At 52.1% G+C, this 24,587-nt stretch carries 24 protein-coding genes; 3 read left to right on the plus strand and 21 right to left on the minus strand.

Annotated elements, in window-relative coordinates; translation table 11 throughout:
- Window positions 1-134 precede the first annotated feature (134 nt).
- A complete protein-coding gene (locus MIB40_RS06795) occupies window positions 135-2,009 on the plus strand; it encodes an ABC transporter transmembrane domain-containing protein (RefSeq protein ID WP_249692285.1) in 1,875 nt (624 codons plus the stop codon).
- Between the two features lie 29 nt (window positions 2,010-2,038).
- Here MIB40_RS06795 and MIB40_RS06800 read toward each other — a convergent pair whose 3' ends face one another.
- The 19 genes from MIB40_RS06800 to MIB40_RS06890 form a co-directional block, all read right to left on the minus strand.
- Window positions 2,039-2,743, minus strand: coding sequence for a pirin family protein (locus tag MIB40_RS06800; RefSeq protein WP_249692290.1), 705 nt, complete (start codon window positions 2,741-2,743; stop codon window positions 2,039-2,041).
- A gap of 336 nt (window positions 2,744-3,079) precedes the next feature.
- Window positions 3,080-3,976, minus strand: a complete 897-nt coding sequence (gene htpX / locus MIB40_RS06805; protein WP_249692292.1) for a protease HtpX — start codon at window positions 3,974-3,976, stop codon at window positions 3,080-3,082.
- Window positions 3,977-4,465: 489 nt separating this feature from the next.
- Entirely contained in the window at window positions 4,466-5,041 is a 576-nt protein-coding gene (locus MIB40_RS06810) for a DUF1415 family protein (protein ID WP_249692294.1), read from the minus strand.
- Window positions 5,042-5,169: 128 nt separating this feature from the next.
- Window positions 5,170-5,418, minus strand: coding sequence for a hypothetical protein (locus tag MIB40_RS06815; RefSeq protein ID WP_249692298.1), 249 nt, complete (start codon window positions 5,416-5,418; stop codon window positions 5,170-5,172).
- 100 nt (window positions 5,419-5,518) lie between these two features.
- On the minus strand, window positions 5,519-6,115 hold the full coding sequence (locus MIB40_RS06820; RefSeq protein WP_249692300.1) for a DUF1415 domain-containing protein: 597 nt from the start codon (window positions 6,113-6,115) through the stop codon (window positions 5,519-5,521).
- A 119-nt stretch (window positions 6,116-6,234) separates the two neighbouring features.
- On the minus strand, window positions 6,235-6,864 hold the full coding sequence (gene ureG, locus MIB40_RS06825) for an urease accessory protein UreG (RefSeq protein ID WP_249692302.1): 630 nt from the start codon (window positions 6,862-6,864) through the stop codon (window positions 6,235-6,237).
- Window positions 6,865-6,927: 63 nt separating this feature from the next.
- Window positions 6,928-7,593, minus strand: a complete 666-nt coding sequence (locus tag MIB40_RS06830; protein WP_249692303.1) for an urease accessory protein UreF — start codon at window positions 7,591-7,593, stop codon at window positions 6,928-6,930.
- A 26-nt stretch (window positions 7,594-7,619) separates the two neighbouring features.
- Complete coding sequence (gene ureE, locus MIB40_RS06835) at window positions 7,620-8,168, minus strand: urease accessory protein UreE (protein ID WP_249692305.1); 549 nt, start codon at window positions 8,166-8,168, stop codon at window positions 7,620-7,622.
- An 81-nt stretch (window positions 8,169-8,249) separates the two neighbouring features.
- Window positions 8,250-9,956 (minus strand): urease subunit alpha, encoded by a 1,707-nt coding sequence (ureC, locus tag MIB40_RS06840; protein WP_249692308.1) that lies wholly within the window; start codon window positions 9,954-9,956, stop codon window positions 8,250-8,252.
- On the minus strand, window positions 9,956-10,312 hold the full coding sequence (locus tag MIB40_RS06845) for an urease subunit beta (protein WP_249692316.1): 357 nt from the start codon (window positions 10,310-10,312) through the stop codon (window positions 9,956-9,958). Before MIB40_RS06845 ends, ureC begins: the two co-directional genes overlap by 1 nt.
- Window positions 10,313-10,332: 20 nt before the next feature.
- A complete protein-coding gene (locus MIB40_RS06850; protein WP_249692317.1) occupies window positions 10,333-10,635 on the minus strand; it encodes an urease subunit gamma in 303 nt (100 codons plus the stop codon).
- A 63-nt stretch (window positions 10,636-10,698) separates the two neighbouring features.
- The gene (locus tag MIB40_RS06855) at window positions 10,699-11,601 is read right to left on the minus strand and encodes an urease accessory protein UreD (protein ID WP_249692319.1); all 903 of its coding nucleotides are present in this window, start codon (window positions 11,599-11,601) and stop codon (window positions 10,699-10,701) included.
- A gap of 279 nt (window positions 11,602-11,880) precedes the next feature.
- Window positions 11,881-12,576: an urea ABC transporter ATP-binding subunit UrtE gene (gene urtE, locus MIB40_RS06860; RefSeq protein WP_249692321.1), complete on the minus strand. Its 696-nt coding sequence runs from the start codon at window positions 12,574-12,576 to the stop codon at window positions 11,881-11,883.
- 4 nt (window positions 12,577-12,580) lie between these two features.
- Entirely contained in the window at window positions 12,581-13,411 is an 831-nt protein-coding gene (gene urtD / locus MIB40_RS06865; protein WP_249692323.1) for an urea ABC transporter ATP-binding protein UrtD, read from the minus strand.
- Window positions 13,408-14,496: an urea ABC transporter permease subunit UrtC gene (gene urtC / locus MIB40_RS06870; protein WP_249692333.1), complete on the minus strand. Its 1,089-nt coding sequence runs from the start codon at window positions 14,494-14,496 to the stop codon at window positions 13,408-13,410. Before urtC ends, urtD begins: the two co-directional genes overlap by 4 nt.
- Window positions 14,497-14,499: 3 nt before the next feature.
- On the minus strand, window positions 14,500-16,119 hold the full coding sequence (gene urtB, locus MIB40_RS06875) for an urea ABC transporter permease subunit UrtB (protein ID WP_249692335.1): 1,620 nt from the start codon (window positions 16,117-16,119) through the stop codon (window positions 14,500-14,502).
- A 124-nt stretch (window positions 16,120-16,243) separates the two neighbouring features.
- Window positions 16,244-17,542, minus strand: coding sequence for an urea ABC transporter substrate-binding protein (urtA, locus tag MIB40_RS06880; protein WP_249692336.1), 1,299 nt, complete (start codon window positions 17,540-17,542; stop codon window positions 16,244-16,246).
- A 303-nt stretch (window positions 17,543-17,845) separates the two neighbouring features.
- Window positions 17,846-18,307 (minus strand): flavodoxin family protein, encoded by a 462-nt coding sequence (locus MIB40_RS06885; protein WP_249692338.1) that lies wholly within the window; start codon window positions 18,305-18,307, stop codon window positions 17,846-17,848.
- 116 nt (window positions 18,308-18,423) lie between these two features.
- Window positions 18,424-19,329 (minus strand): EamA family transporter, encoded by a 906-nt coding sequence (locus tag MIB40_RS06890; RefSeq protein ID WP_249692340.1) that lies wholly within the window; start codon window positions 19,327-19,329, stop codon window positions 18,424-18,426.
- 271 nt (window positions 19,330-19,600) lie between these two features.
- On the opposite strand from MIB40_RS06890, the gene MIB40_RS06895 reads away from it, so the two are divergent.
- Window positions 19,601-20,269: an energy-coupling factor ABC transporter permease gene (locus tag MIB40_RS06895; RefSeq protein ID WP_249692342.1), complete on the plus strand. Its 669-nt coding sequence runs from the start codon at window positions 19,601-19,603 to the stop codon at window positions 20,267-20,269.
- A gap of 572 nt (window positions 20,270-20,841) precedes the next feature.
- Window positions 20,842-21,741 (plus strand): helix-turn-helix domain-containing protein, encoded by a 900-nt coding sequence (locus tag MIB40_RS06900; protein WP_249692344.1) that lies wholly within the window; start codon window positions 20,842-20,844, stop codon window positions 21,739-21,741.
- A gap of 148 nt (window positions 21,742-21,889) precedes the next feature.
- Here the strand turns inward: MIB40_RS06900 and MIB40_RS06905 are convergent, their stop codons facing one another.
- Both MIB40_RS06905 and MIB40_RS06910 read right to left on the minus strand, forming a co-directional pair.
- Window positions 21,890-23,365 (minus strand): sodium:solute symporter family protein, encoded by a 1,476-nt coding sequence (locus MIB40_RS06905; RefSeq protein WP_249692346.1) that lies wholly within the window; start codon window positions 23,363-23,365, stop codon window positions 21,890-21,892.
- A gap of 38 nt (window positions 23,366-23,403) precedes the next feature.
- Window positions 23,404-24,375 (minus strand): DMT family transporter, encoded by a 972-nt coding sequence (locus tag MIB40_RS06910; protein ID WP_249692349.1) that lies wholly within the window; start codon window positions 24,373-24,375, stop codon window positions 23,404-23,406.
- Window positions 24,376-24,587 lie beyond the last annotated feature (212 nt).

Consider the following 24,587-nt stretch of genomic DNA (forward strand, 5'->3'; position numbering starts at 1 on the left):
AGCCACCAGCAAGAACGCCGATAACCCCCTATTTTATAAGTCCATTATTGAAGAAATACTGGCGAAAAACCCTCAATCCATTAGGATGGTTGCTCTTATCATTCCTGCCGCGCTGCTCATTATTGATCCTGTATATGACTGATACCCCGGACGACACTACACGACCTTCCCCTCAGCCCGCGTCGGGCAAACCAGCCAAAAAATCGCTTTCTGTACTGTTGCAGCTTTGGCAGTTTGTAACGCCGTATCGAAAGACGTCGATCGCAGCCTGTATTGCGCTGATTCTTACCGCCGGCGTGTCGCTCTCGATTGGACAGGGAGTGCGACTGCTGATTGACGAGGGTTTTGTCGCGCAATCCAGCCAGGCGCTGCAACAGGCGGTGGTGTTTATAGTCGGGTTATCGCTGCTAATGGCGATCGGCACCTTCACCCGTTTTTATCTGGTGTCCTGGTTGGGGGAACGGGTCAGCGCCGATCTGCGCAAGGCGGTGTTTAATCATATTGTCACCCTGCACCCCAGCTACTTTGAATCCAACCGTAGCGGCGAGATCATGTCGCGGCTGACCACCGATACGACTTTGCTGCAAACCATTATCGGCTCCTCATTTTCAATGGCGCTGCGCAGCTCATTAACCCTGATCGGCGCCCTGATACTGCTGCTGATCACCAACCTCAAGCTGAGTCTGATCGTGCTCTCCTGCGTGCCACTGGTGTTGCTGCCCATCCTGATCTACGGTCGCCGGGTACGCAAACTGGCCAAGAAAAGTCAGGACTCGATCGCCGATGTCGGCAGTTACGCCGGGGAGATTATCCAGCACATAAAAACCGTGCAGAGTTATACCCGCGAAAGCCATGAGCGCCAGGCCTTTGGGAAAGAGGTCGAGGCCGCCTTTGAGGTTGCCAAGCAACGAGTGCGCCAGCGGGCCCTGCTGATTGCGGCCGTGATTTTGATGGTATTCGGCGCCATTACCGGCATGCTCTGGGTGGGCGGTAACGATATGCTGGCCGGCCGTATGAGTGGCGGTGAACTGGGCGCGTTTGTCTTCTATGCCATTATGATGGCCATGTCGGTGGCCACCATTTCAGAAGTGTATGGCGAACTGCAACGGGCCGCCGGTGCTACCGAGCGTTTGATCGGTCTGCTGAATGTGGAATCCCTGATTCCCCCCGGGGGCGAGCTTGGGGCGCCGAGCGATACGGTTGCGCTAAACCCGACCGAAGACACCCAGCCAGTTGCCATGAGTGAAAACACCGGGCACAGCCTGCTGTCCTTCAATGATGTCTCGTTTCATTACCCTTCCCGGCCGGAACAGGCGGCACTGCATCAGCTGAATCTGATGATCGCCGAAGGTCAGAGCCTGGCGTTAGTGGGGCCATCGGGGGCGGGTAAATCGACGTTGTTTGAACTGTTGCAACGTTTTTATGATCCCCAGAGCGGCACGATCACCCTGCAAGGCAATGATATTCGCGCTCTCGACCCGCACAGCCTGCGTCAGCAACTGGCCGTGGTGCCGCAACAACCGGCGCTGTTTACCGCCGATGTCTGGTACAACATTCGTTATGGCAAGCCTGAGGCCAGCGACGACGAGGTGATCGCTGCGGCCCGCGCCGCGCATGCCCATGATTTTATCGAGGCGTTGCCTGAGGGCTACAACAGCCACCTGGGTGAACAGGGGACACGCCTGTCGGGTGGGCAGAAACAGCGCCTGGCGATTGCCCGGGCTATTTTGAAAGACCCCAAGATTCTACTGCTTGATGAGGCAACCAGTGCGCTCGATGCGGAAAGTGAATTCCATGTGCAGCAGGCGCTGGAAACCCTGATGAAAAACCGCACGACATTGATTATTGCCCATCGACTGGCCACCATTCTGCACGCCGACACCATTGTGGTCATGGATCAGGGGCAAATTGTCGCTCAGGGCAAACACCACGAGCTGTTAACCCGCTCTCCCCTGTATCGACGCCTGGCCGACTTACAGTTTCAGGAGCCGGAACGCTCAGTGTCTTAACGCCGGCACCCGCTCGCCACTGACCATTGCTATGGCAGATCAAACAGCAGCGCCTTGACGCCCGGTTGTTTGATCTGCAAATCCAAATGCCCTTCATTGGTGATGGTGACCGCATCGCCGCCGGTTAGTGTTTCTGCGTTATTTGATGGGCCTGTGATCGACAGCTCCCCCTGATACAGGTGAAGGTAGCAAGTACGGCCTTCGCTGAGAGGAATGGAATGCTCGCCAGCATCGAGCACTAACTGATAGATATCGGCGTCCTGGTGAATGGGCAGCGAGCCGTCTCGAGCATCTCTGGATGCAAGCAGTGTTTGGCCCTTGGCTTCGCCAAAGTGTTGCTGCGCGTAGCTCGGTTTCAGGCCATGGGTATCGGGTTCTATCCATATTTGCAAAAACTGTAACGGCTCTTGTGCAGAGGCGTTGTACTCACTGTGCTGCACGCCCGTACCCGCACTCATCACCTGCACATCCCCCGGCTGTAATCGGTGCTGATGGCCCATTGTGTCCTGGTGCTCTATTACACCGGCCAGCACGACACTGATAATCTCCATATCCCGATGCCCATGGGTATCAAAACCACCGCTCGGGGCCACCCAATCGTCATTGATCACTCGAAGAGTTGATACCCCCATATGTTGGGGGTCGTAATAACTGCCAAATGAAAAGCTATGGCGGGATCTCAACCAACCAAAATCGGCCGCGCCGCGATCATCACCTTTACGTACAACCAACATATTGCCTCCTTTGTCTCGAATGGGCTGCTCCGCCGGAATCGAGACTGGCGCCCAAGGACTGGAGCGCTAACCGAATAGCGATAACAGGCGCTAAAAATGAAGGCATTAATATAGGCAGGGCAATGCGGCAAACCTAGCGGTATATTTTGCCCATTGTTATCAAAATAATTGAATAGCGGCCAAGCGGGAATATTGGAGATTTAAACGCTGCAAGCCTGGTCGAACATTGGCTATTTTCTTGTCCCTTTAGACAAAAAAATAGCCTGACATACAGGCTAAGTCACCAACCTGAGAGCTTGGCACGAAAACGGCCAAGCTCTCAGTCTATAGAAGATATCAGGATGCCATTCTTGCGGCACGCTCTTCCAATGCTTGAATACGATCTTCTATTGGCGGATGGGATGACCACAGGTGAGCCCAGCCTTTTTTAGGCTTTTCATCAATACCAAAAGCGGCCATCTGCTCGGGGAGAGCTTCCGGCTCTTTTTGCGCCAAACGCTTGAGGGCATTGATCATATTCTGATGCCCGGCTAAATCGGCACCACCCGTGTCGGCAATAAACTCACGCTTTCTGGAAAAATACATAACAATCACACTGGCAAGAATGGACAGAACCATTTGCGCAACGATCACCGTGACGAAATAACCAATGCCATGACCACGTTCATTCTTCAGGATCACTCGATCAACCAGATGGCCAATAATACGTGACAAGAACACCACAAAGGTATTTACGACGCCTTGAATAAGGGTCAGGGTCACCATATCGCCATTGGCAACATGGCTCATTTCATGCCCGACAACGGCCTCAATTTCTCCCTGGTCCATATTGTCCAAGAGGCCTTGCGAAACCGCTACCAGGGCACTGTTTTTGCTCGCACCGGTGGCAAAGGCATTCATCTGGGAAGAGGGAAAAATTGCCACTTCCGGCATTTTAATCCCTACGATTTGGGCCTGCTTTTCAACGGTGCTCAACAGCCACTTTTCAACATTATTCGATGGAGTGGTAATCACGACCGCACCGGTCATACGCTTGGCCATCCACTTGGAAATAGCCAGAGAGATAAAGGAGCCACCAAAACCGATTACGCCTGACAGAATCACTAACGCCTGAACATTAAGATCAGACCCATTCTCGGCCAATATGCTATCCACTCCCAGAAGGCGTAGCGTAATACTCAGCACTACCATGATGGCGATGTTGGTCATTAAAAAAAGAAATATGCGTTTCATGTCGGTTCCAGGTTTGGGCTAAAAAATGATTAAACGTTAATAACAGACGTTATGAGAACTGTTTGCCCTCATTTTTGCAACATAACGGAGCACAATCGATAGACTGCGCAATTGATGATGGAATGGCTACCGTGGAATATGCCTAAAAGAAGTCCAGGGCAACTCTGAATAGAGATATGCGGGTATTTTCAGCTAACTCAAGTCAATACGCGTTTAATCTGGTGAAAAACAGGGAATTGGTGAATCTTGGACGTCTATATGGACTATATGGGCTATATGGGCTATATGGGCCGATCACAGGCTATGGCAGTTATAGGGTTATAACGCTTTGTTTGCTCGTTTGGTTTCAATAGAAGTCGCTATGAATCAGGCATGAATCGAGCCGTCGAGGAACGAGGGCTATCGGGGACGGCCTCGGCAGGTCGCTTTGGGAAACTCACAGCGCGGTCCATTAAAAAAGGGAGCCCAGGCTCCCTTGTTGGTCGGTTATCAGGCGGCTTCCCAAGCCTCACCCGCTAGACACTGCATCTGCGCTATGCCCTGCTCACCCCTCTTTAACATCCTGTTTTTTTTTCCGCCGTCCTCACTCCCTTCCGGGAAATTCAACAGGGCGTATTCCAGGCAGGATTTACGCACCAGGTGCAATGTCGGATAAGGAGAGCGCTTGATGTAGTTAATCGGGTTTTTGGCACTGCTGTCCCGGAAACGATAATGAGGATGCAACAGCTCCAACTGATACTGGTCCGAGAAGCCCTGCTCGGCCATCAGTTCGCGAGCCATATCAGCAACCAGTTTAAAGGAGTAAAAGTGTTGCATATTGTCTGGGAAAATCATCAGGGTGTTTTCAATATGCGAGTTCTGATCAAGGTGTTCGCACTCTTCGATCAATGAGGTCATGGCGTCATCAAGATCGTCGTCCATAACACGATAATGAACTCGGTCCTGAATCAGGCTTGGGTTAGAAGGAGCACAAAACTTCAGCCCCACCAATACGCGTTCTACCCAATTGCGGGTAATTTGTGTAGCCGGAGGCAGCACGACTACAGGATCATTTTGTTGTGACATCAACACATCCTTGTGCAAGTTTCAGAGAATAAAATCGATCTACATCAATCCATGTAATTGCAGATCATTCAGCGCACAGATACTACCGAACAAAAGTGAGCAAAACACGCTTTTATTGACTGGTTCACTCAATTCAGCAATCCGTCATCAATGGTTGGCTGTGCATCGCTCTGGCGTGATGCTATTGAGCCAAAATCCAGGAGGACACTCAATGCTTGGATGTGACTTGAATATAACGACATTGCGCCAAAAGATTGTAAGCGATCTCTTACATACAAGGGTAATTGGCTATCAATAATCGGGCAAAGAATTCCAACCAGATCAATAAGATAGGTCTTTACTGCCGAAAAAAGACCTGATGCCTGTAAAACGCTCATAAATCGAGCAATATCAGGGTTTTATCACACTTTCTGGCCACAAGCTGTTCGCACAGATATTCGCCTGTGTAGGAGAAACACCGCACTGGCGATAATCAGCTTATCGGCTGGTCAAACAGTTACCTAACAGCTGCTGCATTTTTTCCAAGCCCAGTTCCCGTGCCTTATTGATATTATTCTCCGGAATCGACTCCGGATCCGGGTAATGTTCCAGGGCTCGTTCCAGGCTGGCCTCTCGAATCAAATGCAAGGTCGGGTAAGGTGATCGATTGGTGTAATTTGCCGGGTCATCCGCTTCACTGCCTTCGAAGCAGTAATCCGGGTGAAAGGTTGCCAGCTGGTAAACGCCTTCATAGCCTTGCTCCAAAAGCAGATCGGTGGCCATTTCAACCACGAGCAAGAAACTGTGAAAGTCGTTCAGGCCGGCGGGAAAGATCAGTAATGATGTTTCTATATTGCCATCGGCATCCAGGCGCTGGCATTCGTTCACCAGTGACCACAGGGCTCGCTCCAGATCCTCCTCCATGATGCGAAAATTGATCCGTTGCTGAATCAGTTCGCGCTTGGCAAAAGGGCAAAAGTTGAGGCCTACCACGACACGTTCGACCCATTCACGGGTCTGGGCGGCCGGGTCGAAGATGGGTGAAGTGCCTGATGCTTCCAGACCTGAGGTATCGCAATCGGTTGGCTGTGTCATTGAGAATCCCTGGCGGGGGTAGTCATGTTGAACCCACCCCAAAAACGCCAGTTTATCCCATAGCGGCTCGCTGCAGTAGACAGATCACCAGCCCCTGGCAGAAAACCGCACAGCAACCATCAGGCGACCTTGATACCCCGTGGTTCCAGCATGCCCTGGGTAACGATAAAGTCGATGATCGTCTGCAACCCCTTGCCCGACTTCAGGTTACTAAAGACAAAGGGGCGCTCCCCACGCATCATGCTGGCATCACGATCCATCACCTCCAGATCGGCCCCCACCAAGGGTGCCAGGTCGGTTTTATTGATGATCAGCAGGTCGGATTTGGTGATACCAGGACCACCTTTGCGGGGTATCTTGTCCCCGGCGGACACATCGATCACATAGAGGGTAAGGTCGGACAGTTCGGGGCTGAAAGTTGCGCTGAGGTTATCCCCACCACTTTCGACCAACACCAGTTCCAGACCTTGGTGACGCGCTTGCAGTTCATCAATCGCGGCCAGGTTCATGGAGGCATCTTCCCGTATCGCGGTATGGGGACAACCACCAGTCTCCACCCCCATAATACGATCCTCTTCCAGTGCTTCGTGCCGCAACAGGAACTGGGCATCCTCACGGGTATAGATGTCGTTGGTCACCACCGCCAGATTGTAATGCTCGCGCAGTGCCTGACAGAGTGCTTTTAACAGGGCGGTTTTGCCCGAACCGACCGGCCCACCAACACCTACGCGTAAACATTGTTGACTCATAATCTGACTCCTTCATTTTCTATAAAACAATTGGTACGGCAGGGGCCCTGCGTACTATTAGGACTAGCTGCGGAACAGGCGTGAATATTGGGTTTCATGGCAACCACTGGCAATTGCAAAACCCGGCAAGGTCCCCCCCATCTCCTCATCGTCCAGCGACAGTGCCTGCAGCACCGACTGCTCGATATTGGGCATCAAGCGGTGCAACAGTTGTTGCGCAGCGGTCTGGCCCAAAGGCACCGTTTTACAGGCCACCGCCACCTGATTTTCCAGCCAGCTCCAGCAAAAACCGCGCAGTGCATCCGCCTCGTCGATGTTGTAATGGCAGGCGGCGATAGCAAACAGGGTGCAATAGGCGGGTTCTGCGGGCTGAATGGTCTGTTCGGTTAACACCGCCAGCGATTGCAATAAACGATTGAGAGTGCCACCCAACTGAATCTCTTCCTGAAGCAGTTCATGGGTTTCACGATTGGCCAGCAACCATTGATTCCAATGTTCCAGCGCATGCTGATCACCCGTTCGCCAGGCGCGCATCTGGCGAAGAATGACCGGAAGATCGGTACAGGCCAGACCGTCCTTCATCACGCCGGCCAACCAGGCATCGAGATCCCCCTCCGCCGTTAACCAACCACTATCAATCGCGTATTCCAAACCTTGCGAGTAGGCAAAAGCACCAATCGGCAACGAAGGGCTGACCAGATGGAGCAAGTGCAATAGGGGTGTGTTCATTCTTGTATTTTCCTGCTGCCGGGTGGTTATGAATGTGCATGCGTATGAGCATGCCTGTCTTCATGAGAATGACTATTGGGGGGCTCATGAGAGTGCCCCTGAGAATGCTCATGGTCGCCATGGGAATGCCCTCCCAGATGACCGTAAGCACCGTTTTCCGGTGAAAATTCAGCCGCTTCGGTAAGGGTGCTAAGGCCGTGCAAGCGCACCAGCTCTTCCAACACGTGATCGGGCTGAAAGCGCAACCAGCGTTCGCCGACCTGAAGCGGAACATGACGATTGCCCAGGTGATAACAGGCCTTGGCAAATTGCAGCCAACTGTCTGTGCTGGCTGTCACCACCGTTTCCGCCTGGCTGCGCACCTGAACAAGCTGGCCACATTCAGTTTGCAGAAGATCCCCGTCCTGCAACACCTGCCCACGCTCGATAAACACCCCCACCTCTTGCCCGCTATCGGTGCTGGCACGGAAACGTCCCTTGCAACGCAACTCGAACGGCAAACTCAGCACCTCGGGTATGCGAGGGGGGCAATCCTGCGTGGCTTCCGGTTGGTAGCGTTGGATGATTTTTAACATGTCAGGCTCCAGAGAGATTTCTGTTCGATGCACGGGTTTGAGCTGTGAATATGGGCCCATTCAGACAACATAAAGCACCGATCAAAAGAGAAAATAACGCTGCGCCATGGGCAGTTCGCTGGCCGGTTCACAGGTCAGTAACTGGCCATCTGCCCGCACTTCGTAAGTTTGCGGATCGACTTCCATGTGGGGCTGGTAGCTGTTCAGTTTCATATCCGGCTTGCCGATCTCCCGCACGCCTTTGCAGGCCGCCAGCCTACGCTCCAGACCCAACGAGGCTTCCAACCCGCGTTCAAGCGCCGCCGCCGCTACGAAAGTTAAACTGGTCGCGGCCGCCGCCGCTGGAGACGCCCCGAACATGGGCCGGTAATGCACCGGCTGCGGTGTCGGAATCGACGCATTGGGATCACCCATCGGCGCCGCAGCGATAAAGCCTCCCTTGATGATCAACGAGGGTTTGATGCCGAAGAAGCGTGGCTTCCAGAGCACCAGATCCGCCAGCTTACCAACCTCCACCGAACCGACTTCGTGCGCAATACCATGGGACAGCGCCGGATTGATGGTGTACTTGGCGACATAACGCTTGGCGCGATAATTATCCGCGCCCAGATTACTATCTTCGGCTAATAACCCCCGCTGCACTTTCATTTTGTGAGCGGTTTGCCAGGTGCGGGTAATCACCTCCCCTACCCGTCCCATGGCCTGCGAGTCGGAAGCGATCATGGAGAAGGCGCCCAGGTCGTGCAAAATATCCTCGGCGGCGATGGTTTCCTTGCGAATACGGGAATCGGCAAAGGCCACATCTTCCGGAATATTCGGATCCAGATGGTGACACACCATCAGCATATCCAGGTGTTCATCCACTGTATTAACCGTGTAGGGGCGCGTTGGATTGGTCGACGAAGGAAGCACATTGGCCAGACCACAGGCCTTGATAATGTCCGGTGCGTGCCCGCCTCCGGCACCTTCGGTATGGTAGGTGTGGATTGAGCGCCCCTTGAAGGCGGCAATAGTATCCTCAACAAAACCTGACTCATTCAGGGTATCGGTATGAATCGCTACCTGTACATCGAAACGGTCGGCTACGCTCAGACAGTTATCGATCGACGCCGGCGTGGTACCCCAGTCTTCGTGCAATTTCATGCCCATGGTGCCAGCCGTTAACTGCTCTTCCAGCGGACCGGGCAGGCTCGCGTTACCTTTGCCCAGAAAACCAAAGTTCATTGGCAGATGATCGGTGCCTTGCAGCATTTTGCCAATATTCCAGGGACCCGGTGTGCAGGTGGTGGCATTGGTACCCGTCGATGGCCCGGTGCCGCCACCGAGCATGGTGGTGACGCCAGACATCAAGGCTTCGTCGATCTGTTGCGGGCAAATAAAATGAATATGAGCATCTATCGCACCAGCGGTGAGAATCTGCCCTTCTCCGGCAATAACATCGGTACCGGGCCCAACCTCGATGGTCACACCCTCCTGGGTATCGGGATTCCCCGCCTTGCCGATGGCGACAATGCGCCCCTCCTTGATACCCACATCGGCTTTGACGATGCCCCAATGATCCAGAATCAGAGCATTGGTGATCAATGTGTCAACCACCTCGTTTGACAGCCCCTGACTCTGCCCCATACCGTCGCGGATCACTTTGCCGCCACCGAACTTAACCTCATCGCCATAGCGGGTGAAATCTTTTTCGACCTCGATCCACAGCTCGGTATCGGCCAGGCGAACCCGGTCTCCCGTGGTAGGGCCGTACATTTCCGCGTAAGCCTGTCGTGTAATGGTCGCCATTATTCCGTCTCCCTCGAATCCATCGCAGAACTGTCCACCTGGGGAGCATCATCCAGGGGCCCCATCACTTCGCCGCGAAAGCCAAAGATGCGTTGCTTGCCGGCAAACCGCACCAGTTCAACAGTCCGGCTTTGTCCCGGCTCAAAACGCACCGCCGTACCTGCGGCAATATTGAGGCGAAAGCCACGGCTCAGCTCGCGCTCAAACCTGAGCGCCGGATTGGTTTCATAAAAATGGTAATGGGAACCAACCTGAATCGGCCGGTCACCGCTATTGGCGACTTTAAGGGTACAGGTTTCACGACCGGGATTGAGTTCAATCTCCCCCGCTTTTATCTGCAACTCACCGGGTTTCATCGGCGTACTCCCTGTTCGTATTATTGGATAGGGTCATGCACGGTGACCAGTTTGGTCCCGTCGGGAAAGGTGGCTTCGACCTGAATTTCATCGATCATTTCGGGCACTCCATCCATCAGGTCGTCCCGACCCAGAATGGTGCGACCAAAGCTCATCAACTCGGCAACGGTCTTTCCATCCCGCGCACCTTCAAGAATTTCAGCACTGATCAGGGCGACCGATTCGGGGTAATTGAGTTTTAGTCCCCGAGCTCGGCGCCGTTCTGCCAACAGCGCAGCGGTAAAGAGCAGCAGTTTATCTTTTTCTCTGGGGCTTAATTCCATAATGATCTCGCTGTTATCTAAAAATGCCTAAATGCATAACGTTCTTAATTGACTAACAAAGCTTCAGGTTAACCAGATGCGTGGCTGGACGCCGTCTCGCTGCAATAGCACTGGACGTATGATTTGCCAGGCTTGAATAAAGAAATGTCGAGCCGCCTCCATCTCGTCCCCCAGATAACGAACACAAAGCACGTCACGTCGAAAGCTGATCGCAAAACGGGCCTGAATATCTTCGCTTTTCAGGGCGCGTAATTGGTCGATCACTGCTTTGGGGTCAGCCTCAAATCCCGTTGCCCAGGCACTGCCGCTTACCACCCGGTTATCCAATCCCCAGGCTTGATGCGACAGCTCACTGTCTGCGTACAGATCCTGCTTTTCGATCAACAGGGGTTTTCCTTCGCGATAGATGCTCATCTGCTGCAACATGCTACCGCGGGTGAAACGCTCATCGCTGGCAGGTCGTCCCAGGCTGACCAGTTCCCAACCGATAAATTTTGCATCCGCCGCCAGGTTCACCTGTGCCTGGGTACGACCTAGCGCGCCATCGAACATAATGGTTTCCTGGGGCAGCCATTCCAGCACGGCTTGAGGACCCACCTGAACATCGAGGTGTTGATGCTGGGCGACAGCATGGCTGTCACTCTTGTAGATCTTGCCGGCCGAAGGCGTCGTGACCAATGCTGAGGACCCAGTATCAAGAGTCATGTTGATATCGAGCCGGTCGCCGCTGACGAGCCCCCCGGGAGGATGCAATAAATACACATGACAGCAACCACCTTCCGGATAGAACGGTTTCTGTACCCGCAAAGGGCCCTGGTGGCGAAGGTGATGCAGTGCCGTACGCGGCCCCCGCAGGTCAAAACCCAGTTCGAGAGAAGCCAGCCATTGTCGATTTTGCCCAAACCCTTCGCGCGGCGGCGCTACGCAATCTGGCGTACTCAGGGCCGGTTCTGAACTGGACTGCATTGCTTCCCCTGTTTCAAACGGATCAGTGACTCTCGTGCCGCCATTTGTTTTATTATGATCGCTGCTTGCGAACATCATGCGGCTACCTTGTAGACCGAGTCTTGCAAACCCCAGACCAACCCTAGGCAGACCCGTATTATCAATCTTTAAAGCCGAACGATCTTAGCCACCTCATGATTTTTGCACCAAAAAAAGGCGCGCACCGAAATAGCGCGCACCCTTATAAGGCAAAATCCTGACTAGCAAAGCGAACCTTCTGGAAAAGAAAGCTGCTCGGCATCAAACGGTCAGGTATTTTTTCACCAACTCATCACCAAGCCCCGCCATTTCCCCCATGGCCACATTACGCCCGCGCTCAAGAATGCAAAAATCGTCCGCGACTTTGTGAGCAAACGGCAGTTTTTGTTCAACCAAGAGTACCGTAAGACCGATCTCTCGGTTGAGCTTGCGAATAATATCGCCGATCTCCTGCACCACATTGGGCTGAATCCCCTCGGTCGGTTCGTCCAAAATCAGTAGCGAGGGATCGGTAACCAGCGCACGGCCGATGGCCAACTGTTGCTGCTGGCCTCCGGAAAGATCGCCTCCCCGGCGGTGCAACATCTCCTGCAAAACAGGAAACAGTTCGAAGATAAACGGCGGGATGCGCTTGGCGTTATCCCGGCGTGCCGGTAATCCGATCTGCAAATTTTCTTCCACGGTTAACAGCGGAAAGATTTGCCGCCCCTGGGGCACATAACCAATTCCCAGGCTGGCTCGGCGCTCGGCCGATTGTTTCAGCAAGTCCTCGCCCTTGAATTGCATGGACCCAGAAGCCACCGGCAACAGACCCATAATGGCTTTTAACAAGGTGGTTTTGCCCACACCATTGCGCCCCATCAAGCAGGTACAGCGCCCCTCATTCACATTGAGATCAAGATCCCAGAGAATATGGCTTTCACCGTAAAACTGGTTAATACCCTGAATCTGTAACATCGCCCTACTCCCCCAAATACACTTCTTTGACCCGCGGATCGGCTTGCACCTGATCCATAGTGCCTTCGGCCAATACAGACCCCTGATGCAATACCGTTACGGTACGGGCAATGGAGCGCACGAAATCCATATCGTGTTCAACCACCACGACCGAGTGCTTACCCGCCAATGAGTTCAACAGCTCGGCGGTGCGATCCATCTCCTGATGAGTCATACCGGCCACCGGTTCATCCACCAGCAACAGCTGAGGGTCCTGCATCAGCAGCATCCCGATCTCCAACCACTGCTTCTGACCGTGAGAGAGTGCACCGGAACGCTGATCAGCATGATCCTGTAAACCAATGGACTCCATTGTGCTTTCAATATGAGAGCGCTGCTCACCCCTGACTCGAGCGCGAAAAGTACTCCAGACTCTTTTATCGCCCGACATCGCCAGCTCCAGGTTTTCAAACACCGTCAGGGGTTCAAACACCGTAGGCTTCTGGAATTTACGGCCTATGCCCGCCTCGGCGATCTCCGCTTCACTGAGCTGTAACAAATCAATACGACGACCGAAAAAAGCCGTGCCGCTGTCGGGCCGGGTTTTACCGGTGATGATATCCATCATGGTGGTTTTGCCGGCACCGTTAGGACCGATAATGCAACGCAGTTCACCGGGTTCTATATAAAGATTCAGATCATTGATCGCCTGAAACCCATCGAAGCTGACGTTGAGCCCCTCCAGGTACAGGATGGTATTTTTCGACAGATCCAGGTTACTCACTGCCGGCGGCATCAGGAAATCAAACACCTGATCGCGACGGGTATGGTGACGGAATGTCTCTATCATGCTCATGCGTCAGCCCCCTTGCGCTTCAATAGCCCGACAATGCCATTGGGCAGATACAGTGTCACCAGTACGAAGATGGCCCCCAGGGCGAACAGCCAGACCTCGGGCATCGCCATGGTGAAAAAGGATTTGGCGTAGTTGATCAGCAAGGCACCGACCACGGCACCGTATAGTGTGGCCCGTCCACCTACCGCGACCCAGACCACCGCCTCGATCGAATTAAGCGGCGAGAACTCGTTGGGATTGATAATACCCACCTGAGGCACATAGAGTGCCCCGGCGACGCCGGCGAGCGCCGCGGACAGGGTAAACACCGCCAGCTTCACCCGTTCGACGCGATAACCGATAAAGCGCACCCGATCTTCACTGTCGCGTATCGCCACACAGACTCGTCCGAGACGCGATCGAGTGACCGCTCGACAGATCAGGTAACCGGCAATCAGGGCCAGTGACGAAGCGATAAATAACAGGATACGCGTGGTGTCCGATTGCAGGCTGAAACCAAGAATATCTTTGAAATCGGTCAAACCGTTGTTGCCCCCAAAACCCATTTCGTTGCGATAGAAGGCCAGCAACAAGGCGTAGGTCAGGGCCTGGGTGATAATGGACAGATACACCCCCGTGACCCGGGAGCGAAAGGCCAGCGCGCCAAAGGCAAAAGCCAACAACCCGGGCACCAGCAATACCATCAACATGGCAAAACCAAAGTGATCAAACCCCTGCCAGAACCAGGGTAGTTCCTGCCAGTCGAGGAACACCATAAAGTCGGGCAGTTCAGGATTACCATAGACACCTCGGTCACCAATCTGACGCATCAGGTACATGCCCATGGCGTAACCACCCAGGGCAAAAAATGCGCCATGACCCAGGCTGAGAATGCCCAGATAGCCCCAGGCCAGATCCAGTGCGACCGCCAACAAGGCATAGCAGAGGTATTTACCCAGCAAGGTAACGGTGTAGGTCGGCACATGAAACGCACTGTCTACGGGCAACAGAACATTCAGTAATGTAACCAGCACCGTGACCACTAACAGAGAGCCAATCAGAATTTGGCCACCCAGATCATTTTTAAAAAGTTTGTTGAGTAGCATGACTTAATTCTCCGCCGCCCGGCCCTTTTGCGGAAAGAGTCCGCGGGGGCGTTTCTGGATAAACAGGATAATGAAAACCAGCACCAGGATTTTGGCCAGCACTGCACCCGCCCAGGGCTCAAGCAGTTTATTACCCACACCAAGAAAGAGACCGGCGACCAGGGTTCCCCAGAGATTGCCGACGCCACCAAACACCACCACCATAAAGGAGTCGATGATATACGCCTGACCCAGATTCGGTCCCACATTGGTCAGCTGGCTCAGCGCAACACCGGCCACACCGGCGACGCCACTGCCGAGACCAAAGGTCATGGCATCAACCCATTGCGAGCGCACTCCCATGGAACGAGCCATTTCACGGTTCTGCGATACCGCGCGAACTTGTAATCCCAGGCGTGTTTTCTTCAGCACCATAAAGAGTGCCGCGAAAACGATAAGACAAAAGATAAGGATATACAGCCGATTAAAGGTCAGGGAAAAGACACTGTTGATCTCCAGTGCACCACTCATCCATTGCGGAGTTTCCACACTGCGGTTCAGTGGTGAGAAAATGGTTCTTACTGCCTGCTGCAGGATCAGGCTGATCCCAAAAGTAGCCAGCAAGGTTTCCAGTGGTCGACCGTACAGGAAACGAATCACGCCGCGTTCAATCGCAATACCTACCAATCCGGAAACCAGAAACGCGGCAGGAATCGCGACAAAAATAGAATACTCAATATGATTGGGCATCATCAGCTGAATCACATAGGTGGTATAGGCACCTAACATAATCAGCTCACCATGGGCCATATTGATCACACCCATAACGCCAAATGTGATGGCCAGACCGATAGCCGCCAACACCAGTACCGAGCCCAGGCTGAGGCCAAAGAAAAGCGTTTCCATATGACCGAAGAGTTCAATCCGCTGCTCAATACGATCAAGACTCGCATCCAGCGCGCGAAGCACCTGTTTGTCGGTTTCGGATGACAGCAAAGCCGTCAGGCGATTGCGCACCTCGGGTTGCAGGCTTTCGGCCAATTCCTCAACGGCTGCGGCTCGCTCTTTCGCCTCTTCGCTTTCCAGCATGGCCAAAGCGATTGCCACGGAGATCAAGGCACTGACGTCATCATCGCTTTCCTGCTGTTGACGCGCTTTCAGAAGATCCAGTTGCTTCAGGCTGATCGATGGCAGCATCGCCTGTAACGATTGCAAACGCAGCTGCGGGTCGGGACTGGCCAACTGCAACATGGCCACCGCACTCTTTATCTGACTGCGCAAACGGTTGTTAATAGGGATTTTCCGGATTTTGCGTTTGGTAACGCTACCCAGGGATTCATCCGTTAACACATCCGTCAGCAGATACTGTTTATCTGCTTTCTCTACCAACACCAGAGTTTTGCTGGCTTTGTGCAGATACAGCTCCCCCTTCTGTAAAGGCAGCAACAGTGCCAGGGCTCGAGGATCGGCACTCTCTACGATCCATTCGACCGCTTGTTGATTCTTTTTTAACTTGGCTTGCTTCAGTTGTTCGACACCCTGATCAAACAGGGTATTGGACCAGACGGCAGAACTGGCCGTGAGCAGCCCTATGAACAACAGGACTGTGGTTATTACTCGCGCGCAATAATGGATTATCGACATAACAATGCTGTCCTCAGGCGCGCTCTAACGGCACGCTATGGATGCCCTTATGGGCGACAGAATGCGTAATAAAAAATTGGAAAAGTGGACGGCAACGCCAGGCGCTGCCGTCACAGGCCGAGAACTAGTAGTTCTGGCCGGAGCACTTATTGGTTTTGACGTTGTAGTTACCGCAGGACAGCGGTGCACGCCAATCAGAGATAATATCCTTGGAACCGGACAAGAAGTCAGACCAGGCATCACCCAATACGGTACCGTTGGTTTCCCAAACGACCTGGAATTGACCGTCTTCCTGGATTTCACCGATCAATACCGGCTTGGTGATATGGTGGTTCGGAGCCATAGTGGCATAACCACCGGTCAGGTTTGGCACGCTAACACCAATGATCGCATCCTGAACCGCCGAAGGATCAGTGGTACCCGCCTTTTCTACCGCTTTAACCCACATATTGAAACCAATGTAATGGGCTTCCATCGGGTCATTGGTTACGCGGGCATCATCTTTGATGTAAGCATGCCAGCTGTCGATAAAGGCATCGTTGTGATCCGACTCGACACTCATAAAGTAATTCCAGGCCGCAAGGTGACCAACCAGGGGCTTGGTATCGATACCGGAAAGCTCCTCTTCACCGACCGAGAACGCCACCACGGGAATGTCTTCCGCGGAGATACCCTGATTACCCAACTCCTTGTAGAAGGGAACGTTGGCATCACCATTGATGGTAGAAACGACTGCGGTTTTCTTGCCCGCACTGCCGAATTTTTTCACATCGGAAACGATGCTCTGCCAATCTGAATGACCAAAGGGTGTGTAGTTGATCATGATATCGCTTTCAGCCACACCGTTGGCTTTCAGATAAGCTTCGAGGATTTTGTTGGTGGTACGTGGGTAAACATAGTCGGTACCCGCCAGTACCCAACGCTCAACGCCCAGTTCGTTTTTCAGATAATCTACCGCAGGAATAGCCTGCTGGTTTGGCGCCGCACCGGTGTAGAAAACATTTTTAGAGGATTCCTCACCTTCGTACTGAACGGGATAAAACATAATGCTATCCAGCTCTTCAATGACCGGCAGTACGGACTTACGAGAAACCGAGGTCCAGGCACCGAAGATAACGTCTACTTTTTCTTTTTCGATCAGCTCGCGGGCTTTCTCGGCAAACAATGGCCAGTTAGAAGCTGGATCGACCACAACGGCTTCCAGCTGCTTGCCCAGCACGCCACCCTTGGCATTTTGATCGGCTACCAGCATCTCCATGGTGTCTTTCAGCGTGGTTTCACTGATCGCCATGGTTCCGGAGAGTGAATGCAGCACCCCAACTTTGATGGTATCGGCGGCGATGGCCATACTGCTGCCAGCGACCATAACGCTGGTACCTAGCGCCAGCAATGTCTTTTTAAACGTGACTCGAGAGAATCCCATAGTAACTCCTGTCCTATCGATTATTTGATTATTGGTTTTCGATACTGCAACCCAACTGGTCACATCGATAAATGCAAAGGACAGACCAACAACGATAAAACGCTCTAGCACGCAGTTATTAAAGGGATATGACAGTTTCTTATAATGACAGACTAAGCCTGCAAGCACCGAATCGGAGCAATCATTTGGTGCGGCGCCCTAAATGCGGGCAAAACAGAAAGTGAGTGTTTTTCTGCACAGATATAGTGCGAGCAAATCAAAACATATGGCCACTGGCCATTGGCTCTGCCGAGTTAAAGATCATTAAATGATCCCCGCCTCCAAACCTACCGCCATGGCCATGCCCAACTCACGACACTGATCGACAAAGGCCGGATCGAAGTCCCCACGACAGATCAAGGGTTCCTGAACCGGCCGCCAACGCAGTCCGGTGGTAATGCTATCAACAGCCCGTCGAGTCCCCGTACCATCATGGCCGGCCCGAATGTACAGGGCATAGGGCAAACCCTGCTTCACTTCGAGACAAGGGTAATAAATACGGTCGAAGAAATCCTTCAGGGCTCCACTCATATAACCCAGGTTTTCTGTGGTGCCCAAAATCAGGGCATCGGCTTGCAAAACATCCTCGGCAGTCGCCTGCAGCGGCGGGATATGACACACCTGAATTCCCGGGGCCTCACTTTGCGCCCCTTGCAGAACCGCATCGGCCAATATTTGAGTATTGGGCGACGGTGCATGCGCAACAATCAACAGGATTTTGGTCATCGTCTTAACTCTCCGAAAAACGGCGCGAATTAATTTACTATCTATCTTTTGAAAGCGGTCTTTTTTAGCGCCCCCTGTTCACGGACCTCAACCCCGGGGTATTAACAGGGTAGCTGTCAGGGCAGTGTTTTACCCTGTGCCGCTTTCTGCCGCAGTCGTCCCCCGAACAGATTGATGCCCAGCCCCAGCATCACCATGGCAATACCAAACCATTGCAGACTATTAAGCGTTTCATTGAGCAACCGTTCTGCAAAGAGCAAACCGACCACAGGCACCAACAAGGTTAAAGGTGCCACCACCCCCGGAGAATAACGGGTCAACAGTCCGCCCCAAACCCTGTAACCAAATATCGTAGCGACAAAAGCCAGGTAAATCAGTACCAGTATCGACTTCACACCCAACCCCGTCAGGCTGGACTCTATGAGCGCTGCTCCCTCAAGATAGTAGGACAGGATAAAAAAGGGCACAGGCGGTATCAAGGCACCCCAAACCACAAGCCCCATCAGATTGGCGCTACCCATAGAGCCAATATGACGATTGATGATATTCCCCAGCCCCCAGCAAGCAGCCGCGCCAATCGTTAAAACGAACCCAATAAGGCTCATATTCCCTGCATCGCCCCCCTGTAAGGCCAGCACCAATAACCCCGCACTGGCCACCAGTATGCACAACCATTGCTCGAGGCGTGGCGGCTCCCCCATCAACAGGGCCGCAAATAGCAGAGTAAAGAGTACCTGGGCTTGCAGCACCAATGAGGCGAGTCCGGCGGGCATTCCCAAATGCATCCCCGCAAACAACAGGGCAAACTGACCAAAACTGATGGTTATGCCGTAGGCAAACAACCATTTCAGGGCTATTTTGGGCGGCGCGATAAACAATATCGCAGGAAAGGCAACCAGGGCGAAACGCAGCCCGCCCAGCAGCATCGGCGGCATTGTGTCCAGGCCCCAATGAATCACGATAAAGTTAAAGCCCCAGGCCATCACGACCATCAGGGCTAACAGCCAATCCCTCAGAACCACAACTGACCTCCTTGGTGTCATCAGCCAAAACGGGGGATATGGCCATCCCGCCAAGCTATTCGGCGCTGTCGCACCATGGTAACGACTTTGACGATAAGGAGACAGCCAGGCATGAAGAAGATTCAAGCCAGGATGAGTAGCCGACACTCCCTTCGCGGGCTGGATACTGGTAAGCTTTGCGCCATAATTGATTGAGACATTTCAACGACAACCCGCATCATTCGGCCTTACCCTGCAAACGGATAATGCGCCCCCGCCATGGAGATAAAACATGCACATCGAACCCGGCTTTGTTGCCCCTGTAAAGGTAATTGCTGCCAACGTAATAACCGTTTCGTTATTGGTTTTTTACGTTAGACAGTACCTGTTTAGCCTGTCATCACTGGCGGTTCAGATTCCTCGTATGCTACTGGCTGCGGGCTTCTTCTCGTTATTTATGCAGAGTTACAGCGTCCCTGTCGGTCCCTCGGAGTTGCACTTTGTTGGTGCCATGGCCATCTATCTGACACTGGGCTTTATCCCTACCCTGATCGGTTTTGCCTTCGGACTGCTGATGCAGGGATTATTGTTCGATCCAGGCGACCTGGCTCACCTGGCGATTAACAGCCTGTCCCTGATGCTGCCACTGATCAGTGTCCACTTCCTGGCCGGCCGCCATTACCTTAGCGGCGAACGTACCACCAGTATCACGCAGATTGTTAAACTGGACGCCATCTACTATTCGGGGGTCACTGGCATGGTGGGTTTCTGGCTCGCAATCAGCGATGTCGCCACGCCACTGAACGCCTGGATGAGCTTTGCAGCCTCCTATTTGATCATTGTGATGCTGGAACCTCTGGTATCGATTGCAGCCGTTAAACTGCTTAAAGCCTTCGACCACTCTCCCCTGATCAAGCGCTTCTTCTCGGTGCAGAAGCTGCAGCTGAACAAGCCTGTATAAGCGTTTTCTCAATACGCAACTGCCACTGTACAGTTGCGTATTGAACCGGCCTTATACCCTGCCTTAATCGCCTTTCCGTCACGCCCTTTTCATATTTTCTGCCCAAACCATTCACGCTGGCCCTGCAGTACTCGTAGCCTTTGCGTCATTACTTGGCCGTTAATCAAGATCAGAAAGAGCCGCGCAAACTTCACAATCTATATGGCACCTCTGATTAATCAGAGGTGCCATAAGTAATAACATCAAATATTTTAGAAAGACTACGTATAGATACGTACGAATAATTGCCATCTAATAGTACTAATATGGGTAGTAGTTTATACAAACTTACATACTAGCCAGTCGACTGCAGTGGAAGCTCTGTATTTGACGCCAAGGTGACTCTGAACCATTCAGGACTGCGGATACGTCTGGTGAACCACGAGGTCCAGGTTTATTCTGGATTGCAGCATGTTTATTACCAGAAAGTTGAAGCATTTCAAGCAAGCGTAACAAAGAGTCTGGAATGGCCCGGAATGTGCCCATAGAACAGCTTATAAGCGGAGTTTCAACCAGCAGGCGGAGTCCTCTCAATGTCATCACGCATTAAAGCCAAAACCTTCGATTTTTCTCTTTTCGACATTCACCGAAACATCGATGCTCATGAAAAAATGACCTATTGCGCTGATTACATACTGATCAAACCCAACGATAACTCCTGCCGTATTGAGCTGTCCCTCAAAAGTGGCCGCCTGCAAAAAGGCGAACTACTATTACTGTCCCCCTTAACCCCTTTCAAATTATCTTACGACAAACAGTGCAAGGATCATTTACGGTGCGATGCCCTGCACTTTCGCTTAAACAGCCTGGGTCAAACCTTTATCGACAGCGTCCAATTTAAACCCATTATGGACATGCTCGAACGACCTACCAACGCCCAACTCTTTCATGCCCTGGAACCCGAATGTTTTGATCTGATTGCGAAATTTAATAACACCTTTGCCTTTTCCCAGGTTATCTATTTACTTCAATTGCTGGAGAATCTTTCCAAAGCAGAAATTTTGAACCGGGAGTTCGATCAAGAACAGGAAATCACCAGTAACCAGCGCATAGAAGACCGGATTCAGACGGCCATTAACTACATTAAGGAGAATTTGTCCGAGCCCTTAATGATCAGGGATGTCGCCAGAAAACTGAATATGGCTGACAGTACCTTCTCCCGTTTTTTTCACAACAATACCGGAAAAACCTTTCGCCAATTCGTTATCGAACAACGCATTCACTATGCGGCCAAACAATTGATCTCGACCGATTTGAGTATTTCCACCATCAGCACCGATGCCGGATTTCTATCGTTGTCCAATTTCAATTCAAAATTTAAAGTCCAGTTTAATGCCACACCTCGAGAATATCGCGCAAAGCGTATCAACCTCAGAGAGAACATCGATAATCAACTCTGCGTTGAAGGCCAGCTCAACAACCTCAACTCTTAAGGCACCTCTGTTTCATTCAGCTAGATCTCTGCGGATCCTGAAAATGATTTTTATCAAGGCGAAGCTCGACGCAGTAGCCCCATCAATATCTGCAGGCTTGATGGTTAATCCAGGATTCACAAAAGCAGCAACCAGACACCCTGACAAGTCAGCGAGTACCCAGGGACTCAAGACCCTCTTTGGAGTTCTTCGCCAGAAGGCTCGTCATCCAGACGACAAGAGCATAGGAAGCACAAGCAATAGCCGATGCATACAACGGCGCTTCCATCCATCCTAATTCGAAGAACAGGAATAAAATTGTGGCCGCACCAAAACCCGTCAACATCGAAATCAGCGCTGCATAGATATTGCCTTTAATGAAATGGGACAGTAGTACCGGAGCTATCAGGGCAGCCATCAACGTGCCGGAACCCAATATAGCCAGCATCGATAACATCACCGGTGGTGCATAGAGCATCCCCAAGAACCCCACCATGCCGAGCAACCAGACGGCAGAACGATTAATTCGCAGCAACCAGGTTTCGGACAGGTCCGTTTTAGAAAACAATGACTGGCGAAGATCATGAGAAACCGCGCTGGAAATCGCATGCAACACCGAATTGGCCGTCGATTTCATGGCAAACAGGATAAACAGTGTAATGATGGCCGCCGCCATGGGCGACATAAAGGTGTTAAGAAACACGGGCATGGCCTGATCAGGATTTTCCAGTCCAGGCACCTTCAGCCGCGTATAAATACCCACCAGAGGCACCAGGCTTAACAGGCACGCCATGGGCGTCATATAGGCAATCACGTGATGAAGCTTGGTCTTTTTGGACAAAGCCATGAAACGAACGGCCATAAACGGCAACGTTGTCGCGTAGATAAAAGCATAAGGAAGAATAAAGGCCACGTGCCAGACCGTTGAGCCGTAGGGGCCAGAGTCGGTGGGCTCAAGTAATGTCTTGTCCATCGCATGAACCTGATCGAGCAGTTCAAACAGGGGAATATCGAGAAAAATCTTACCAACAATAACCAGAGCCGAAATACACATGCCCATTACCATGATGGCATCGGTAAAGGCAACGGCGGCCAACCCACCAATCGAGGTGTATAGCATGATGATGGCGATCAGAATCAAGGATGCGGTTTGCGGTTCAATTTCCAGCCACTGCCCCGCCAACAAGCCCAGCGCTTTGATTTGCCCTACCAGGAAAACCAGCAGCAGAACAATACTGACCAAGGCGGCCACCGTCTGAGTCAAACGTTTGATACTGGCAGGGCCATCGTGAATATTCACAATGTATTCGGGGATGGTGAGGCTGCCCATTTTCTGGGCTTTCTCTCGTAAGAAGCGTGCACATAACAACACGGCCAAGACCATGGCGGGAGCAAAAAAGAAGTTACCCAGTAACTCTATGGCGCCATATTTGTACGCCATTCCAGGGGAACCCATAAACCCCCAACCTGAGAACCCGGTTGCCACAATGGTAGCGGCCCCAATAAAGGGGCCGAGTCCACCGGCGGCCAGAAGGAAGCCGCCTTCGCCACTTTTCATTTGGATGACTTTGTTGCTGTATACCGCGAGGGCAATCATGATAACGACCGTTATCAACAACAGTATCCAATTGAATGCAGTGACCATGACGTCTTCCTTCTTTTGACCGGGTTGCAGTATGGGTATTACTTGGCTGGCTCCTGAGCCGTAACTGTAGCCGGTACAGCTTCAGCTTCAACCTCAGCAGCATTATTTCTTTTTTTGCGAACAGAATTGATGATCTCACCCATACCGCCGGCAATAACCAGAGCGCCACCGATAAACTGCAGGGTCGTCATTGATTCGCTGAACACCATAATACCAATACCGGCACCGACAACAGTCTCAAAGTAGGAGACACAGGCCAGCTCTGCTGCTTTCAAATGTTTGGCAGCCACAGTCAACAGGCTCAAGGCACCAAAGCCGATAAAGAAGCCCATTGAAATCAACCAGATCCAGGAGCTGGTATCCATTTCTGCCAACGAGGGTGGGCTGATGACAAAGTAGATTGCAATCGCTAGCGCACCAAACAGGAAGTTGAAGAAGGAGCGAGAATCGGAACCTACATCCGTACGATAACGGCTCAGGAACAGGTACATACCGTAACCCAACCCGGAAGCCAGGCCCAGCATATCGCCGATAAAGTTCTCTTTAGAGAAGGACAATGTCAGGGTCAATCCACCGGATTCATTAAAGCCTATGATGCCGATAATGAACAAGCAACCAATAAAGACCGCCGTTAATAAGGCCGCAGTGAGTTTGGATATTTTCTCTTTCAAGAAAATTGCTGCCAGTATGGTTGAAATCACAGGACCGGTATAGATGAGGAATACCGCATTTGCCAGGGATGTGTATTTGGTCGCTGACACGTAAGCTGCCAGGCATAGACCCAGACAAGCACCACTAGCGATTACCGCCGGCGTTAACTTGGTTGCCTTTAACATTAATGCCTTACCCTGGTAAGACATAATCATCAGGATACAGATCGCGCCTACACACATTCGAGTAAAGGCAATTACATCGCCACTGGTATTAATATTACGCGCAAACAGACCGACACAACCCATTAGCGCAGCCGAGACTATCATCGTCGAATAGCCTAAAGTTTTAGTATTCATAACCACCCCTTTTTTACCGTTTCGAGCTAGGATCTATCGCCTTTATGTGCTTCTTTTATCTTCTGGTGAACCACAACCATAAAGACAAAAACACATAAAATGACGTTACATACGATAAAAGAATCAATTGTCCAGTACCCAGAAAGCATATCGACTCCTTACACCGTTTCTCTTGTAAAATCACAGCGCACAGCCTGCTCCTCTACGCTCGT

Origin of the sequence: Aestuariirhabdus haliotis, from assembly GCF_023509475.1 — a bacterium.
GTDB classification, from domain to species: Bacteria; Pseudomonadota; Gammaproteobacteria; order Pseudomonadales; family Aestuariirhabdaceae; genus Aestuariirhabdus; species Aestuariirhabdus haliotis.